The following is a 16,826-nucleotide window of genomic DNA, read 5'->3' as shown; positions in this document are numbered from 1 at the left end:
GCTGGGCTGATACGAAAAAAGCCAGCAGAAAAAATCTGCTGGCGGGTGATTTTACACCAATACTCAGTCACACATGATGTCTGCAATTTCCAATTCAGGAGTCAGATGTCATCTCCCACTGCATCAGCTCTTCGAGCATCTTTAAGCGCTGCGGGGCACTCAGGCAAGCCAACCAGGACGATTTTTCTGTCGCGGTAAAGTACTTCAACCAGAACTGACGCATAGATGACCCCTTCGTTGTCTCATCGCTTCATCGGAATCTATTATTGGCTTAATATAGGGATTATAAAATTGCTGAGTTTTCCGCAGGAGTTCCCCTTTTATGTCTTCTGGTCGTTTGCAACAACAGTTCATCCGTCTGTGGCAATGCTGTGACGGCAAGACGCAAGACACGACGCTCAACGAGCTGGCGGATCTGCTGAGCTGCTCGCGCCGCCATATGCGTACGCTGCTTAATACCATGCAGGATCGTGGTTGGTTAACGTGGGAAGCTGAAGTTGGACGAGGTAAACGCTCGCGACTGACATTCCTCTATACTGGGCTGGCGCTCCAGCAGCAGCGCGCGGAAGACCTACTGGAACAGGATCGCATCGATCAACTGGTGCAACTTGTTGGTGACAAAACGGCCGTCCGGCAAATGCTGGTCTCCCATCTGGGTCGCAGCTTTCGCCAGGGTCGGCATATCATGCGCGTTCTCTATTATCGCCCGATGCACAACTTGCTCCCCGGTACGGCATTACGCCGCTCCGAAACCCATATCGCCCGCCAAATCTTCAGTGCCTTAATTCGGGTAAATGAGGAAAATGGGGAACTGGAAGCGGACATTGCCCATCACTGGCAGCAAATTTCACCTTTGCATTGGCGATTCTTCCTGCGCCCGGGGATCCATTTTCATCATGGCCGCGAGCTGGAAATGGAAGATGTTATCGCCTCGCTGAGGCGCATTAACGCCCTGCCGCTGTACTCACACATCACGCAGATCGTCTCCCCCACGGCCTGGACGCTGGATATCCATCTGGCCCAGCCAGATCGCTGGCTTCCCTGGCTATTGGGGCAGGTCCCCGCCATGATCCTGCCGCGAGAATGGGAAACGCTAAACAACTTTTCCAGCCACCCGATTGGTACCGGTCCGTATGCGGTAATGCGCAATACCAATAACCAACTGAAAATTCATGCATTTGATGATTACTTTGGCTACCGGGCGCTGATTGACGAAGTTAACGTTTGGGTATTACCCGACATCGGAGAAGAGCCTGGCGGCGGGTTGACGCTAAAAGGTCCAACAGAGGATGAAAAGGCGATCGAAAGCCGCCTCGAAGAAGGTTGCTACTACCTGTTGTTTGATGCGCGTAGCCACCGTGGCGCGAACCAGGAGGTTCGCGAGTGGGCAAGCCGCGTTCTCTCGCCAACAAATTTAATCTGCCACGCCGATGAACAGTACCAGCGGTTGTGGTTTCCCGCCTACGGTTTGCTTCCCCGCTGGCATCACGCCAAACCTGGCCATGGTGAAAAACCCGCCGGGCTGGAAACGCTGACGATCACCTACTATCGCGATCATATCGAACACCGGATTATCGCGCAGATCATGAAAACGTTGCTGGCGCAGCATCAGGTACAGTTGAATATTCAGGAGATCGACTACGATCAATGGCATGCAGGTGAAATCGTCAGCGATATCTGGCTCAACAGCGCCAACTTTACCCTCCCGCTGGACTTCTCACTGTTCGCACATTTGTGCGAAGTCCCTTTGCTGCAAAACTGTATCTCGCGGGACTGGGAAAACGATGCGGCTCGCTGGCGAACGGGCGAAATGAGCCTGGCAGCATGGTGCCAACAGTTGCTCGCCACAAAGGCCATTGTGCCATTAATCCACCACTGGCTGATCATTCAGGGACAGCGCAGTATGCGCGGGCTGCGCATGAATACCCTCGGCTGGTTTGATTTTAAATCGGCGTGGTTTGCGCCGCCGGATCCATAATTGCTGCTGAACAACAAAATCATTACACTAACGCTGTTCTCAACGGGGTGCTAAATAAAAACATACACAAAATCATTCGATCGGTGTATGGGCTGAGAGATACCCGTCGAACCTGATCCGGATAATGCCGGCGAAGGGATTTGAGGCTGTAGCTCAAGTCCTTTGCCACCTAACTCGTCATATTTCAAGCTGCAGATGCGTTGGCTTTCCTCGCTCACCCCAGTCACGTACTACCTGTACGCTCCTGGGGATGCGCTGCGTCGCCGCCTTCCTGCAACTCGAATTATTTAGAGTTTTACTTTATGAGGTGCAAAGTGTTTAAAAAATGTCTTCCGCTTTTACTGCTGTGCGCAGCGCCTGCTTTCGCTAAACCTGTACTGACCGTCTATACCTACGACTCGTTCGCAGCTGACTGGGGCCCGGGCCCGACAATCAAAAAAGCTTTTGAAGCTGACTGCAACTGCGAGCTAAAACTGGTCGCGTTGGAAGATGGCGTGTCGCTGCTTAACCGCCTGCGCATGGAAGGAAAAAACAGCAAAGCCGACGTCGTGCTGGGTCTGGATAACAACCTTCTGGAAGCCGCTACACAAACCAAACTGTTTGCCAAAAGTGGTGTTGCAAACGACGCCGTTAACGTACCCGGCGGCTGGAAAAACGATACCTTCGTTCCGTTTGATTACGGCTATTTCGCCTTCGTTTATGATAAGAACAAGCTGAAGAATCCGCCCAAAAGCCTGAAAGAACTGGTAGAGAGCGACCAAAAATGGCGCGTCATTTATCAGGATCCACGCACCAGCACGCCAGGATTGGGTCTGCTGCTATGGATGCAGAAAGTCTATGGTGATAAAGCGCCAGAGGCGTGGCAGAAACTGGCAGCCAAAACCGTCACCGTCACCAAGGGCTGGAGCGAAGCCTACGGCCTGTTCCTGAAAGGTGAAAGCGATCTGGTGCTCAGTTACACCACCTCTCCGGCCTATCACATCATCGCCGATAAAAAAGACAACTACGCCGCGGCCAACTTTAGCGAAGGCCACTATTTGCAGGTGGAAGTCGCCGCCCGTACCGCGGCCAGCAAGCAGCCGGAACTGGCCGAGAAATTCCTGAAGTTTATGGTATCCCCGGCATTCCAGAATGCGATTCCGACCGGCAACTGGATGTATCCCGTGACGCAAGTCGCCCTACCGCCAGGATTCGAGCAACTGAATAAACCGGCCACCCCGCTGGAATTTACGCCGCAGCAGGTTGCGGCTCAACGTCAGGCATGGATTAGCGAATGGCAACGCGCCGTCAGCCGTTAATTCCCGGCTGGCTGTTTCCTGGGCTTACCGCCGCCACGCTGATGGTGGCCGTTGCCCTGGCCGCATTTTTGGCACTGTGGTTTAACGCCCCGCAGGGAGAATGGCTCTCGCTGTGGCAAGATGACTACCTGTGGCACGTGGTGCGCTTTTCTTTCTGGCAGGCATTTTTATCCGCTGTGCTGTCGGTTGTCCCGGCGATTTTCCTTGCCAGAGCGCTCTATCGTCGTCGTTTTCCAGGGCGTCTGGCGCTGCTGCGTCTGTGCGCGATGACGTTAATCCTGCCAGTGCTGGTCGCGGTATTCGGTATTCTTAGCGTCTACGGTCGCCAGGGTTGGCTGGCCTCGCTCTGGCATACATTCGGGCTGGAGTGGACGTTTTCGCCATACGGTTTGCAGGGCATTCTGCTGGCGCATGTCTTTTTCAATCTGCCGATGGCCAGCCGCCTGCTGTTACAGTCGCTGGAGAATATTCCCGGCGAACAGCGGCAGTTAGCCGCTCAGTTGGGTATGCGTGGCTGGCATTTCTTCCGTTTTGTTGAATGGCCATGGCTGCGTCGTCAGATCCTGCCCGTCGCGGCACTCATCTTTATGCTGTGCTTCGCCAGTTTCGCCACCGTTCTGTCGCTTGGCGGCGGGCCACAGGCCACCACCATCGAGCTGGCTATCTATCAGGCGCTGAATTTTGATTACGATCCTGCCCGCGCAGCCATGCTGGCGTTGATCCAGATGGTTTGTTGTTTGGCGCTGGTGCTCCTCAGCCAACGTCTGAGCCGGGCGATTGCTCCCGGTGCTACCCTGGTACAAGGCTGGCGCGATCCCGACGATCGCCTGCACAGCCGACTGGCTGACGCAATCCTGATTATTCTTGCCCTGTTGCTGTTACTGCCGCCGTTGCTGGCGGTGATTATCGATGGCTTAAACCGCCATGTTCTGGATGTACTGATGCAGCCAGTGCTGTGGCAGGCGTTGGGAACCTCGCTGCGCATCGCATTAGCAGCAGGAGCGTTATGCGTCGTGCTCACTATGATGCTGTTATGGAGCAGTCGTGAACTCCGTGCCCGACAGCAGCTGCTGGCAGGTCAGATGCTGGAGTTGAGCGGCATGATGATCCTCGCCATGCCGGGCATCGTGCTGGCAACCGGCTTCTTTCTACTGCTCAATAATACCATTGGGCTTCCTGAATCTGCCGACGGCATTGTCATTTTTACCAATGCGCTGATGGCGATCCCTTACGCGCTGAAAGTGCTGGAAAACCCAATGCGTGACGTCACTGCTCGCTACAGTATGTTGTGCCAGTCGTTGGGCATTGAGGGATGGTCGCGCCTGAAAGTGGTTGAACTGCGCGCCCTGAAGCGCCCGCTGGCGCAGGCGATGGCGTTTGCCTGCGTCCTGTCGATTGGCGATTTTGGCGTAGTGGCGTTATTTGGTAATGAGGATTTCCGTACCCTGCCGTTTTATTTATATCAGCAGATTGGCTCTTATCGCAGTCAGGATGGCGCGGTTACGGCGTTATTACTGCTGATCCTGTGCTTTACGCTGTTTACCGTTATTGAGAAATTGCCGGGTCGAAATGTTAAAACTGATTGATATCACATGGCTTTATCACCATTTGCCTATGCGCTTTACGCTGTCGGTCACGCGCGGTGAGCAAATAGCTGTACTCGGGCCCAGCGGCGCCGGGAAAAGTACGCTGCTGAATCTGATTGCCGGCTTTCTCACGCCTGCCAGCGGTACCATGATGATTGACGGTGAAGATCACACCACCACGCCGCCCTCACGCCGTCCCGTTTCCATGTTGTTTCAGGAAAATAACCTGTTCAGCCATCTGAGCGTACAGCAAAACATCGGCCTGGGCCTGAATCCGGGATTGAAGCTGAACACATCGCAGCGGGAGAAAATGCACCACATCGCTCAACAAATGGGACTCGACTCTCTGCTGGAACGCCTCCCCGGTGAGCTTTCCGGCGGGCAGCGGCAGCGCGTGGCGCTGGCGCGTTGTCTGGTGCGAGAACAACCTATTTTACTGCTTGATGAACCGTTCTCAGCGCTCGATCCCGCGCTGCGCCAGGAGATGCTAACGCTGGTCGCCGAAGTCTGTCGCGAGAAGCAGCTGACGTTGCTGATGGTTTCTCACAGCGTAGAAGATGCCGCGCGAATTGCGTCCCGCTCGATTGTGGTCGCCGATGGGCGCATCGCGTGGCAGGGCAAAACGGACGATCTGTTAAGCGGCAACGCCAGCGCCTCGGCGCTATTGGGCATTAAAGCATAATGCGTTGCCGGATGACGGCGTGAACGCCTTATCCGGCCTGTAGGTCGCACATTTTGTAGGCCGGATAAGGCGAAGCCGCCATCCGGCAAAGGTATCGTCAGTAACCTACAACCTTACGCAGAATGTCGATATACACCGGCATCAGCGGATGGCGCAGTAACGCCACCAGCGCGACCACGCCGATCCCGAGCGTTAACGGCGCCAGATACAGCAAACGGCTGCGGGGGAAATACGCCGTTAAGCGATCAACAGCCGCTTTGCCACTACGCCATAGCCGCCAGCAAAACCAGCCGCCCACCCAGAGCAACACCGCCGTCGCCAGCAGCAACCATTTAAAATCCCCGCTCTGCATATCAGAAGGGATATCAATTGCCGCTCCCGCCAGGATCCCCGGCAGGAAGTAGAACGGTGGCCACAGCACGCAGCCAATAATATTCGGGACGATAAATTTAGCGACAGGCAGATCCAGCATGCCTGCTACCATCGGCACCAGCGGGCGCGTCGGTCCGACAAAACGCCCCACCAGAATAGTAAACATGCTGTGTTGATGCAGGGCGTGCTCGGTTTTATCCAGCAGCGCCTTGTTCTTTTTCATGAATGACCAACGGTGCAGCGGCTTTTTAAAGCGCCAGCCCAACCAGAAGGAGATCCAGTCCCCCAACAGGCAGCCGACAATGCCCGCAAGCCAGGCATGCCAGAAGTTCAGTTCGCCGCTGCCAATCAGCGCGCCCAACCCCGCCATCATCACGGTCCCGGGCAGAATCAGACCAACCAGCGCCAGCGACTCCAAAAAAGCCACCAGAAGTACGGCGATCAGAGAGTACAGGGCGGACTGGAGAATAAAGTGTTCCAGCAATGCTTGCATAATGTGTCCGTCAAATTTACGAAGCAGGGATTTTGATAACCCCTCTCAACTTCGTCAAGCCATCAATTGTCTGAATAGATTGCGAGTTATGACAACTTTCAGGATACATCATTCACTTTTTCTTTACATCAAGGTCTGTTTACCGCAAATGACACGCAATTTGCCGAGTTTCGGCGCATCCTGGATCAATCGCTGGCCGAAAAGAAAGGGTGATTTAATGCGCGATAAGTATTCATGGTGAAAGACTTAGAGCCAGGCCCATTAGTTCATTTCACCGTGTCAAAATACTCCAGCTCAAGAGAGTCCCATTTTTGGGATATACAATAGCGTTGATAGTTATCAGCATAGTTATGCGGGTCATGATAAAACCATATACAATTATATTTTATTGAAGGATTTAGTTTCTGCAAAAAACCGATTAAGTACGTTTTTTTAGCAGCGATATCATTAATATTACTCCACTTTACAATAACTCTCATTTGCTGATTATCCAGATTATATTCATAATTATACTCAACATCTTCTGATATTAATGGTACATTTTTCAGAACATCAGGCGTATATAGCCAGTAAGAAAAAATATCACTACGTTCGTAATGATGTTCCCCAGACGTTAGAGCAAACCAAATTAAAAAACACAGAAATGGTATAGTAAGTAGTATTACAAATAATAAAATCCATTTTTTCATATTCACCAATGCCTCTGTGGTGAATGTGGATTAAGCAGAAAAAAAAGTGGACGGTCAAATGGCGAATCAGCATAGTTCATAGTATCAGATACTGAGACAGAGCCATAAACCTCATGATTTATCCTATTTTTATTTTTAAAAAAACCATCAATCGGATTACTATGAAACTGATTACACATTAAACCGGAGAAAGATTCATTTAATGGTTTTATATAATTCATCCAGTCTGGCAGATTTTTCTTAATCGGTTCTCCATATTTGAAAGGTGGATGAGTTGAAAAAAGAAAAGGCAAAAAGTCTCTATTCTTAAAAGTACCAATTGGATCATGAGCATCCCATATTTGTGCGGCTGTTTCATAGGATACTGGCTTCGCCAGATAAAATGGATCTGGCCCGGTTCCAAAAACACGATAAAAACCCACTAAATCAGAAACTAAATCCTCGACACTAAAACCACTATCGGTATACCAATTGAAGAGAATAGAGTCTTGCCAGGCTTCGAATCTTTTTGCAGTCCCATACATAATAGTCAGAGCAATTCGGGCCTTAACCGCAGGTGAAAGGCATGAACGCACCATGACCTGTGTATGTACACCAGAATGAAAAGTCAAACCTAAACCAAATAACTTCTTCCTTATCCCCATTTCCTGATAGTAATCTACTGGAAAGTACCAATCATTGAGTTTCTTGTAATATTTTGCTCGTTGCTCTTGTTCAAGTTTTCTCTTCAGGATTCTGGCATCATTTCCCTGTGCATGACCTAAATCGATCCACCCCAGCTCTTCAGTGTAAACTAACCCATATTTTTTTGTTGTCGCAAACATTCCATCAGTAATATCAAAACGCTTACTCATTTAAAACCTCCTTGACAGGAAGTTTATAGCAAGAATATTTTCATCAAACAAATGCTGATTTTTTATTATTTATAGATATATATTCATCATAAAATCACCGCGCATCTCAGATGCCAAATTTTAATGCGCTGAAAGAAGTTTAATACTCGCAGCGCACAAGCTAAATTTATTCACATCCAGCGCGAAACTCACTCGGACTGGCACCGGTACATTTTTTGAAAACACGAGAGAAATAGAGCTGGTCGTCAAAACCAACATTGCGACCTACGGTGGCGATAGGCATACGTGTGGTACTCAGCAGTAGCTTCGCCTGGCTGATGCGCTGGTCCTCGCGCCAGCTTAATACGCTGATCCCCAACTGCTGACGGAACAGATGCGACAAACGGGAAGGCGACAGGCAGACGTGCTGCGCGACGCTGGCGATATCAAAATTGCTGTCCGCCAGGTGATCGCTGATGTACTGGCAGGCATCGCGGACGCGGTTGTCCATGGGCGGGTGTAGCGATTCATTGATGGCTTCCATACGTCGGAGCAACAACTGCTCCAGTAAATTAATCGCCAGCAGTTCGGAATAACGACCTTCTCCCTGCCCGGCGTTAATTATCTGCCCAAACAGTTCGTTAAAATGCGGCTGATGTGCTTCATCCGGGCGGAAAAAACCGGTCTGGCCAAAAATGGCCGGCCAGGTCAGCCACTCCTGCCAGTAGGCGCGCGGACGAAAGTAAACCCACTGGTGATACCACTCGCTGGCATCAGGATGGCGCCCGTAGTGGTGAATTTCTCCAGGTGGAAACAACAGAATATCGCCAGGCCGGCAGACAAACTGCTTGCCCTGATTATTGATAACCCCTTCGCCACGGATGGTGAGATTGAGGATATAACCCTTCATACCCAGCGGCCTGTCGATAAAAAAATCCAGGTATCCGTTCGCTTCAATGGGGGTTAATCCGGCCACCAAATGCGCGTTAAACGAATAACCTGGCAACAGGGGATCGTTTTGCGTTTCAGCCATAATTTCAATACTCCCTACGTCCTGCCAAGAAACAATTTGTCCATATTACGCCAGACATCATCGCTGTCGCTCCTGCGGGCCGCTGTATTTGCGGCAATGGACCACCAACCCCGCTCGTGAAAAGCTCTTTGTAAAAAACATGTACTACGCCAACGTCAAAATCGGCTAACAAAAGTGTCTATAACTACGGCAGAAATGTCCACATTGATTATTTGCACAGCGTCACACTTTGTGATGCCACAGCATTTTAGTCCATAAGATTAGCGGATCCTGCCTGACGGTTTTTATCGCTACTCACTACTGTTTATCCATACCCGTATTTTTGGATGGAGTAAGACGATGGCGATTGCAATTGGCCTCGATTTTGGTAGTGATTCAGTACGCGCTTTGGCGGTGGAATGTGCCACCGGCGAAGAGATCGCCACCAGCGTTGAGTGGTACCCACGTTGGCAGGAAGGGCAGTATTGCGATGGCCCAAACAACCAGTTTCGCCATCATCCGCGCGACTACATTGAATCCATGGAAGCGGCGCTGAAAACCGTACTGGCCGAACTGAGCGCTGAGCAGCGCGCGGAAGTGGTCGGTATTGGCGTTGACAGTACCGGCTCAACCCCGGCACCCATCGATGCAGACGGTAATGTACTGGCGCTGCGTCCGGAGTTCGCGGAAAACCCGAATGCGATGTTTGTCCTGTGGAAAGATCACACCTCAGTAGAAGAAGCCGAAGAAATCACCCGCCTGTGCCATACACCGGGCAAGATCGATTACTCCCGCTATATCGGCGGCATTTATTCCAGCGAATGGTTCTGGGCCAAAATCCTGCATGTCACTCGTCAGGACCACGCAGTTGCCGAGGCTGCGGTTTCGTGGATTGAGCTATGCGACTGGGTTCCGGCCCTGCTCTCCAACACCGTACGCCCACAGGATATTCGTCGCGGTCGCTGCAGCGCCGGGCATAAATCTCTGTGGCATGAAAGCTGGGGTGGTCTGCCGCCAGCCAGTTTCTTTGACGAACTCGACCCCATCCTCAACCGCCATCTGCAATACCCAATGTTTACCGATACCTTCACCGCGGATCTGCCGGTTGGCACCCTGTGCACCGAGTGGGCACAGCGCCTGGGACTACCGGAAAGTGTGGTGATTGCAGGCGGTGCTTTTGACTGCCATATGGGCGCGGTCGGCGCAGGTGCACAGCCTAACACGCTGGTGAAAGTCATCGGCACGTCAACCTGCGACATTCTGATTGCCGACAAGCAAAGCGTTGGCGAGCGTGCGGTGAAAGGCATTTGCGGCCAGGTTGATGGCAGCGTGGTGCCTAATTTTATTGGCCTCGAAGCTGGTCAGTCTGCATTCGGCGATATCTATGCCTGGTTTAGCCGCGTGCTGAGCTGGCCGCTGGAACAGCTTGCCGCACAGCATCCGGAACTGCAGACCCAGATTAAAGCCAGTCAAAAACAGCTGCTGCCTGCACTCACCGAAGCATGGGCGAAAAATCCATCACTGGAGCATCTGCCGGTCGTGCTCGACTGGTTCAACGGTCGCCGTACGCCCAATGCCAACCAGCGTCTGAAAGGCGTCATTACCGACCTGAATCTGGCAACCGATGCACCAGCGCTGTTCGGTGGTCTGATTGCCGCCACGGCCTTTGGCGCGCGCGCCATTATGGAATGCTTCACCGAACAAGGCATTGCGGTTCACAACGTGATGGCGCTTGGCGGTATCGCGCGCAAGAACCCGGTCATCATGCAGGCCTGCTGTGACGTGCTGAACCGTCCGCTACAGATTGTCGCTTCAGACCAGTGCTGCGCACTCGGTGCAGCTATCTTCGCCGCCGTTGCCGCGAAAGTACACGCCGATATCCCTGCCGCTCAGCAGCAGATGGCAAGCGCCGTGGAAAACACGCTGCAACCTCGCCCAGAGCAGGCTCAACGTTTTGAACAGCTTTACCGCCGCTATCAGCAGTGGGCAGTAAGCGCTGAACAGCAATACCTTCCGACTGCCGCTCCGGCGCAACAAGCCCCGGTAGACCTGGCAACCCTGACACATTAAGGACACGACAATGACGATTTTTGATAACTATGAAGTGTGGTTTGTGATTGGTAGCCAGCATCTGTATGGCCCTGAAACCCTGCGTCAGGTAACCCAACATGCCGAGCACGTCGTTAACGCACTGAATACTGAAGCCAAACTGCCCTGCAAGCTGGTATTAAAACCGCTGGGCACTTCCCCTGATGAGATTACCGCTATCTGTCGTGACGCGAATTACGACGATCGCTGTGCAGGGATGGTGGTCTGGCTGCATACCTTCTCTCCGGCCAAAATGTGGATTAACGGCCTGACTATTCTCAACAAGCCGCTGATGCAGTTCCACACCCAGTTCAATGCCGCCCTGCCGTGGGACAGCATTGATATGGACTTTATGAACCTGAACCAGACTGCGCACGGCGGTCGTGAGTTCGGCTTCATCGGCGCGCGTATGCGTCAGCAGCATGCCGTGGTCACCGGCCACTGGCAGGATAAACAAGCGCACGAACGCATTGGCTCCTGGATGCGCCAGGCCGTGTCCAAACAAGATACCCGCCACCTGAAAGTCTGCCGTTTTGGCGACAACATGCGTGAAGTTGCGGTCACCGATGGCGATAAAGTCGCTGCGCAGATCAAGTTCGGCTTCTCGGTAAACACCTGGGCCGTGGGCGATCTGGTGCAGGTAGTGAACGCAATTAGCGACGGTGAAATCAACGCGCTAATCGATGAGTACGAAAGCACCTATACCATGACGGCGGTGACGCAAGTCCACGGTGAAAAACGTCAGAATGTCCTGGAAGCGGCCCGTATTGAACTGGGGATGAAGCGCTTCCTGGAACAGGGCGGATTCCACGCCTTCACCACCACATTTGAAGATTTACACGGCCTGAAACAGCTCCCTGGTCTGGCCGTACAGCGTCTGATGCAGCAAGGCTACGGCTTTGCGGGCGAAGGCGACTGGAAAACCGCCGCTCTGCTTCGCATCATGAAGGTGATGTCAACCGGTCTGCAGGGCGGCACCTCATTTATGGAGGATTACACCTACCACTTCGAGAAAGGCAACGATCTGGTGCTCGGCTCGCACATGCTGGAAGTGTGCCCGTCCATCGCGGTGGAAGAGAAACCGATCCTCGACGTACAGCACCTCGGCATTGGTGGTAAAGACGATCCTGCCCGTCTGATCTTCAACACCAAAACCGGCCCGGCAGTGGTTGCCAGCCTGATCGATCTCGGCGATCGCTATCGCCTGCTGGTTAACTGCATCGACACGGTACAAACGCCGCACTCCCTGCCAAAACTGCCTGTCGCTAACGCGCTGTGGAAAGCTCAACCGGATCTGCCAACCGCTTCTGAAGCCTGGATCCTCGCCGGTGGCGCGCACCACACCGTGTTCAGCCACGCACTGGATCTGAACGATATGCGCCAGTTCGCTGAAATGCATGATATCGAGATCGCAGTGATCGATAACGATACCCGCCTGCCGGCCTTTAAGGACGCGTTGCGCTGGAACGAAGTGTATTACGGGTTCAAACGTTAATTGGTGAAACGGATTGCCCGGTGGCATTTCATTTACCGGGCCTACAAATTACGTAGGCCGGATAAGCGAAGCGCCATCCGGCATTCAGGAGTTAACATGCTAGAAGATCTTAAACGTCAGGTACTGGAAGCGAATCTGGCGCTGCCAAAGCACAACCTGGTGACGCTGACCTGGGGAAACGTTAGCGCCGTCGATCGCGAGCGCGCCGTGTTTGTGATTAAACCTTCGGGAGTCGATTACAGCGTAATGACCGCCGACGATATGGTGGTAGTCAGTATCGCCACGGGTGAAGTTGTAGAAGGTACGAAGAAACCTTCCTCAGATACCCCAACACACCGTTTGCTGTATCAGGCATTCCCGACCATTGGCGGCATTGTTCACACCCATTCGCGTCATGCAACCATCTGGGCGCAGGCGGGTCAGTCGATTCCTGCAACGGGGACCACCCATGCGGACTATTTCTACGGTTCGATTCCCTGCACACGCAAAATGACCGACGAAGAAATCAACGGCGAATATGAATGGGAAACCGGTAACGTAATCGTTGAAACCTTTGAAAAACAAGGTATTGACGCCGCACAGATGCCTGGCGTGCTGGTGCACTCTCACGGTCCATTTGCCTGGGGAAAAAATGCCGAAGATGCGGTGCATAACGCCATCGTGCTGGAAGAAGTAGCCTATATGGGGATTTTCTGCCGCCAGCTCGCGCCGCAATTACCGGATATGCAGCAAACCCTGCTAGATAAACACTACCTGCGCAAACACGGTGCAAAAGCGTATTACGGGCAGTAAAAGAAATAAGCGCGCAGATAATCTACGCGCTCCTTTATAGTTATTCGCTATAATATTCGGCGAATGAACCTTGGTATACACAATCATTTGAACAGATATAATCAATTACATTATCATAGTGTCCATGAGCCTTATTTCCTTCCAGACAATGGAAAAAGATATAATCTGTAATCGTCGCCTGCCACTTCTGCCCGTTCAGCAGATAATTAATCACTGTATCTTTGTGTCCCTTACTTTTGTCATTACCCTGCCAGTGAAAAAAAGCGCTACCATTTTCAATAATTTCAGCATTCCACAACTTACCGTCCCATGTTTTATATAAAATATACTTGCTCACAGTTTTAATCGCTGGATTAGAAATCATTGTGTTAACAAACATATAGTTCTGATATTTAATGCCAAGCTGATGTTTGGAAAGAACGTTCATAAAAACTCCATTTTTTCAAAATTAATATTAAAAGGACAAAAAAATGCACAAGCCATCGACAAAATAAAATTATATTCACAGAGAATTTCCCGACGAAATTGAATTGAAACTGCTTAGTTAGAACAATAACAACCCCATTTAAATATATTATATTTAAGATAATGACCCAAACATTTCGAATGAAAGTTTTACACTAACAGCTAATAAAAACAAATAAAAATATAATTTTTTCACTAATCCGAGAAATATGTAGCAAAATCAAATGGGCACTATTCCTAAAAAATAGAAAAAGTATGAAAACGAACTTGTAATTAACAATTAAAACATAAACAACGTAATTAATGGAAACTAATGTACAAATACCAGCTATAACATATCTATCTGTAGCCTATCAAAGCTATTTGATTCATATATTGCATATGAAGATAACATTGTCAGGTAGGAATAATTATTTTACTCAGGAAAGCGTATTTCGGGCAGTAACCTCTTCTGAGCATGACAACTGTATAAAATCACAGCTAATCTATCAGAACCAGGCTATAATAATGCCTGGTTTTTTGACGGATACGCAGCGTGGCGCAAGCAGGTTTTATTTTAACCCGGCACTGGCGGGACACCCCGCAGGGAACTGAGGTCTCATTCTGGCTGGCTACAGACGATGGGCCGCTGCAGGTCACGCTCGCGACTCAGGAGTCGGTCGCGTTTATTCCCACCAGTCAGGTTCCTCGCGTAATGTCATTATTACGCACTGAAAACGGCTATCGCCTGAAATCGCTGCAATTGCAAGACTTCCACCGCCATCCTGTTTCCGGCCTGTATTGCCGCTCACATCGCCAGCTCATGCGGTTGGAAAAACTGCTGCGCGAAAACGCAGTCACCGTCTATGAGGGCGATGTACGCCCACCTGAGCGGTATCTGATGGAGCGCTTTATCACCTCCCCTGTTTGGGTCGAAGGCGACAGACATAATGACATGCTGGTGAATGCCCGCCTGAAGCCGAACCCTGACTATCGACCACCGCTAAAATGGGTATCGCTGGATATTGAAACCACGCGCCACGGCGAACTCTATTGCATCGGTCTTGAAGGCTGCGGGCAGCGTATTGTCTATATGCTCGGCCCGGCAAACGGCGACGCCTCTACGCTTGATTTTGAACTTGAGTACGTTGCAAGCCGCCCGCAGTTGCTGGAAAAACTCAATGACTGGATTGCCCGTCACGATCCTGATGTGATAATCGGCTGGAACGTCGTGCAATTCGATTTACGCGTCCTGCAAAAGCACGCCGAACGTTACCGCATTCCCCTGCGTTTTGGTCGCGATAGCAGCGAGCTTGAGTGGCGCGAGCATGGCTTCAAGAACGGTGTATTCTTCGCTCAGGCTAAGGGGCGCCTGATTATCGACGGTATTGAGGCGCTAAAATCCGCGTTCTGGAATTTCTCGTCATTCTCGCTGGAAACGGTGTCGCAAGAATTGCTGGGTGAAGGCAAGTCGATTGATAATCCGTGGGACCGAATGGACGAAATCGACCGTCGATTTGCCCAGGATAAGCCCGCGCTTGCCACCTACAATCTCAAAGACTGTGAGTTGGTCACGCGCATTTTTCACAAAACCGAGATCATGCCATTTCTGCTGGAGCGCTCGACGGTCAACGGTCTGCCGGTCGACCGTCACGGTGGTTCGGTTGCCGCCTTCGGCCACCTCTACCTTCCGCGCATGCACCGGGCGGGTTATGTGGCGCCGAATCTGGGTGAAGTCCCCGCGCACGCCAGTCCCGGCGGCTACGTGATGGACTCGCGCCCAGGCTTATACGACTCCGTACTGGTGCTGGATTACAAAAGCCTGTATCCCTCAATAATTCGTACTTTTTTAATCGATCCGGTGGGGCTTATCGAAGGGATGGCGCAGCCGGATCCGGAACACAGCACCGAAGGTTTCCTTGACGCCTGGTTTTCACGCGAAAAGCACTGCCTGCCTGAAATCGTTACTCAGATCTGGCACGGGCGCGAAGAAGCAAAACGCCGCGGCAATAAGCCACTCTCGCAGGCGTTGAAAATCATCATGAACGCATTTTACGGCGTGCTGGGCACCACCGCCTGTCGCTTTTTCGACCCGAGACTGGCCTCGTCCATTACCATGCGCGGCCATGCGATCATGCGCCAGACCAAAGCGTTAATTGAGGCTCAGGGTTACGATGTCATTTATGGCGATACCGATTCCACCTTTGTCTGGCTGAAAAAGGCGCACTCAGAAGACGATGCAGCCCGAATTGGTCGGGAACTGGTGAGCTATGTCAACACCTGGTGGGCGCAATCGCTGAAGCAACAAAATCTGACCAGCGCGCTGGAGCTGGAATTTGAAACCCATTTTTGTCGCTTTCTGATGCCGACCATTCGCGGTGCAGATACCGGCAGTAAAAAACGCTATGCGGGGATGATTCAGGACGGTGCGGAGCAACGTATGGTGTTTAAGGGACTGGAAACAGTACGAACCGACTGGACGCCGCTGGCCCAACAATTTCAGCAGGAGCTATACCTGCGAATTTTTCGTAACGAACCTTATCAGGAGTTTGTTCGCGAGACTATTGCCCGTCTGATGGCCGGTGAAATGGATGAACAACTGGTGTACCGCAAGCGCCTGCGCCGCCCGTTAAGCGAATACCAGCGAAATGTTCCACCACACGTTCGTGCCGCGCGACTCGCCGATGAGCAGAATGTAAAGCTGGGGCGTCCACCGCAGTATCAGAATCGCGGAACCATAAAATATGTCTGGACGGTCAATGGCCCAGAACCTGTTGATTATCAGCTATCTGTGCTCGATTACGAGCATTATCTGACCCGCCAGATCCAACCTGTTGCTGAGGGAATTCTTCCCTTTATTGACGATAATTTTGCTACACTACTCACAGGACAACTGGGGTTATTTTGACGCGTGACGAAACCGCCGCCATCCAGTACCATAGCGCCCTTTCCATTCCTGGACCCATTTAACACCACTACCACTGATTTATTAGCCTGGTAGCGGGGTCGTATGCTCTCAATAACGGGGATTAGCCCGGAAAATGACGAGTATTGCCTGCAATTA

The 16,826-nt window shown here is 51.6% G+C and carries 14 protein-coding genes and 1 riboswitch; of the genes, 8 read left to right on the top strand and 6 right to left on the bottom strand.

The window, feature by feature from the left end; genetic code table 11:
- Positions 1–94: 94 nt before the first annotated feature.
- Positions 95–223 carry a glucose uptake inhibitor SgrT gene (sgrT, locus tag OGX83_RS01580; RefSeq protein WP_020996233.1) on the bottom strand — a complete coding sequence of 43 codons (129 nt, stop codon included), beginning with the start codon at positions 221–223 and terminating at the stop codon, positions 95–97.
- Positions 224–322: 99 nt separating this feature from the next.
- Between sgrT and sgrR the strand changes: the two genes are divergently transcribed.
- From sgrR to thiQ, 4 genes are all read left to right on the top strand, one after another.
- Positions 323–1,978, top strand: a complete 1,656-nt coding sequence (sgrR, locus tag OGX83_RS01575; protein ID WP_048214950.1) for an HTH-type transcriptional regulator SgrR — start codon at positions 323–325, stop codon at positions 1,976–1,978.
- A 33-nt stretch (positions 1,979–2,011) separates the two neighbouring features.
- A riboswitch (TPP riboswitch) is annotated at positions 2,012–2,135 on the top strand.
- 157 nt (positions 2,136–2,292) lie between these two features.
- Positions 2,293–3,276 (top strand): thiamine ABC transporter substrate binding subunit, encoded by a 984-nt coding sequence (gene thiB, locus OGX83_RS01570; RefSeq protein WP_057067389.1) that lies wholly within the window; start codon positions 2,293–2,295, stop codon positions 3,274–3,276.
- The gene (gene thiP / locus OGX83_RS01565) at positions 3,252–4,862 is read left to right on the top strand and encodes a thiamine/thiamine pyrophosphate ABC transporter permease ThiP (RefSeq protein WP_286587256.1); all 1,611 of its coding nucleotides are present in this window, start codon (positions 3,252–3,254) and stop codon (positions 4,860–4,862) included. Before thiB ends, thiP begins: the two co-directional genes overlap by 25 nt.
- On the top strand, positions 4,846–5,544 hold the full coding sequence (thiQ, locus tag OGX83_RS01560; RefSeq protein ID WP_032942352.1) for a thiamine ABC transporter ATP-binding protein ThiQ: 699 nt from the start codon (positions 4,846–4,848) through the stop codon (positions 5,542–5,544). The genes thiP and thiQ overlap by 17 nt, the downstream gene beginning before the upstream one ends.
- Positions 5,545–5,641: 97 nt before the next feature.
- Here the strand turns inward: thiQ and OGX83_RS01555 are convergent, their stop codons facing one another.
- The 4 genes from OGX83_RS01555 to araC all read right to left on the bottom strand — a co-directional run bounded on the left by OGX83_RS01555 (position 5,642) and on the right by araC (position 8,964).
- Entirely contained in the window at positions 5,642–6,409 is a 768-nt protein-coding gene (locus OGX83_RS01555; RefSeq protein ID WP_003829584.1) for a DedA family protein, read from the bottom strand.
- Positions 6,410–6,675: 266 nt separating this feature from the next.
- The gene (locus tag OGX83_RS01550) at positions 6,676–7,098 is read right to left on the bottom strand and encodes a hypothetical protein (protein WP_174770707.1); all 423 of its coding nucleotides are present in this window, start codon (positions 7,096–7,098) and stop codon (positions 6,676–6,678) included.
- Positions 7,099–7,100: 2 nt separating this feature from the next.
- Complete coding sequence (locus OGX83_RS01545; protein ID WP_234692545.1) at positions 7,101–7,952, bottom strand: hypothetical protein; 852 nt, start codon at positions 7,950–7,952, stop codon at positions 7,101–7,103.
- Between the two features lie 166 nt (positions 7,953–8,118).
- Positions 8,119–8,964, bottom strand: coding sequence for an arabinose operon transcriptional regulator AraC (gene araC / locus OGX83_RS01540; RefSeq protein ID WP_003829586.1), 846 nt, complete (start codon positions 8,962–8,964; stop codon positions 8,119–8,121).
- A 339-nt stretch (positions 8,965–9,303) separates the two neighbouring features.
- Here araC and araB point away from each other — a divergent pair, with 339 nt between their 5' ends.
- The 3 genes from araB to araD all read left to right on the top strand — a co-directional run bounded on the left by araB (position 9,304) and on the right by araD (position 13,318).
- Positions 9,304–11,013: a ribulokinase gene (gene araB, locus OGX83_RS01535; protein ID WP_204191988.1), complete on the top strand. Its 1,710-nt coding sequence runs from the start codon at positions 9,304–9,306 to the stop codon at positions 11,011–11,013.
- Between the two features lie 10 nt (positions 11,014–11,023).
- On the top strand, positions 11,024–12,526 hold the full coding sequence (gene araA, locus OGX83_RS01530) for an L-arabinose isomerase (RefSeq protein ID WP_103285775.1): 1,503 nt from the start codon (positions 11,024–11,026) through the stop codon (positions 12,524–12,526).
- Positions 12,527–12,622: 96 nt separating this feature from the next.
- Positions 12,623–13,318 (top strand): L-ribulose-5-phosphate 4-epimerase, encoded by a 696-nt coding sequence (araD, locus tag OGX83_RS01525; RefSeq protein WP_286587255.1) that lies wholly within the window; start codon positions 12,623–12,625, stop codon positions 13,316–13,318.
- A gap of 40 nt (positions 13,319–13,358) precedes the next feature.
- Here the strand turns inward: araD and OGX83_RS01520 are convergent, their stop codons facing one another.
- The gene (locus tag OGX83_RS01520) at positions 13,359–13,745 is read right to left on the bottom strand and encodes a DUF4751 family protein (protein ID WP_048214956.1); all 387 of its coding nucleotides are present in this window, start codon (positions 13,743–13,745) and stop codon (positions 13,359–13,361) included.
- 573 nt (positions 13,746–14,318) lie between these two features.
- Here OGX83_RS01520 and polB point away from each other — a divergent pair.
- Complete coding sequence (polB, locus tag OGX83_RS01515; protein WP_286587254.1) at positions 14,319–16,670, top strand: DNA polymerase II; 2,352 nt, start codon at positions 14,319–14,321, stop codon at positions 16,668–16,670.
- The last annotated feature ends 156 nt before the right edge of the window (positions 16,671–16,826 follow it).

Source organism: Citrobacter sp. Cpo074 (assembly GCF_030332745.1).
Taxonomy (GTDB): domain Bacteria; phylum Pseudomonadota; class Gammaproteobacteria; order Enterobacterales; family Enterobacteriaceae; genus Citrobacter; species Citrobacter portucalensis.
This window is presented reverse-complemented; position numbering and strand designations above follow the sequence as displayed.

Excerpts from the sequence above, each read along its gene's own strand:
- sgrT (WP_020996233.1), bottom strand. The coding sequence starts at position 223 with ATGCGTCAGTTCTGGTTGAAGTACTTTACCGCGACAGAAAAATCGTCC.
- sgrR (WP_048214950.1), top strand. The coding sequence starts at position 323 with ATGTCTTCTGGTCGTTTGCAACAACAGTTCATCCGTCTGTGGCAATGC.
- thiP (WP_286587256.1), top strand. The coding sequence starts at position 3,252 with ATGGCAACGCGCCGTCAGCCGTTAATTCCCGGCTGGCTGTTTCCTGGG.
- thiQ (WP_032942352.1), top strand. The coding sequence starts at position 4,846 with ATGTTAAAACTGATTGATATCACATGGCTTTATCACCATTTGCCTATG.
- OGX83_RS01555 (WP_003829584.1), bottom strand. The coding sequence starts at position 6,409 with ATGCAAGCATTGCTGGAACACTTTATTCTCCAGTCCGCCCTGTACTCT.
- OGX83_RS01550 (WP_174770707.1), bottom strand. The coding sequence starts at position 7,098 with ATGAAAAAATGGATTTTATTATTTGTAATACTACTTACTATACCATTT.
- OGX83_RS01545 (WP_234692545.1), bottom strand. The coding sequence starts at position 7,952 with ATGAGTAAGCGTTTTGATATTACTGATGGAATGTTTGCGACAACAAAA.
- araC (WP_003829586.1), bottom strand. The coding sequence starts at position 8,964 with ATGGCTGAAACGCAAAACGATCCCCTGTTGCCAGGTTATTCGTTTAAC.
- araB (WP_204191988.1), top strand. The coding sequence starts at position 9,304 with ATGGCGATTGCAATTGGCCTCGATTTTGGTAGTGATTCAGTACGCGCT.
- araA (WP_103285775.1), top strand. The coding sequence starts at position 11,024 with ATGACGATTTTTGATAACTATGAAGTGTGGTTTGTGATTGGTAGCCAG.
- araD (WP_286587255.1), top strand. The coding sequence starts at position 12,623 with ATGCTAGAAGATCTTAAACGTCAGGTACTGGAAGCGAATCTGGCGCTG.
- OGX83_RS01520 (WP_048214956.1), bottom strand. The coding sequence starts at position 13,745 with ATGAACGTTCTTTCCAAACATCAGCTTGGCATTAAATATCAGAACTAT.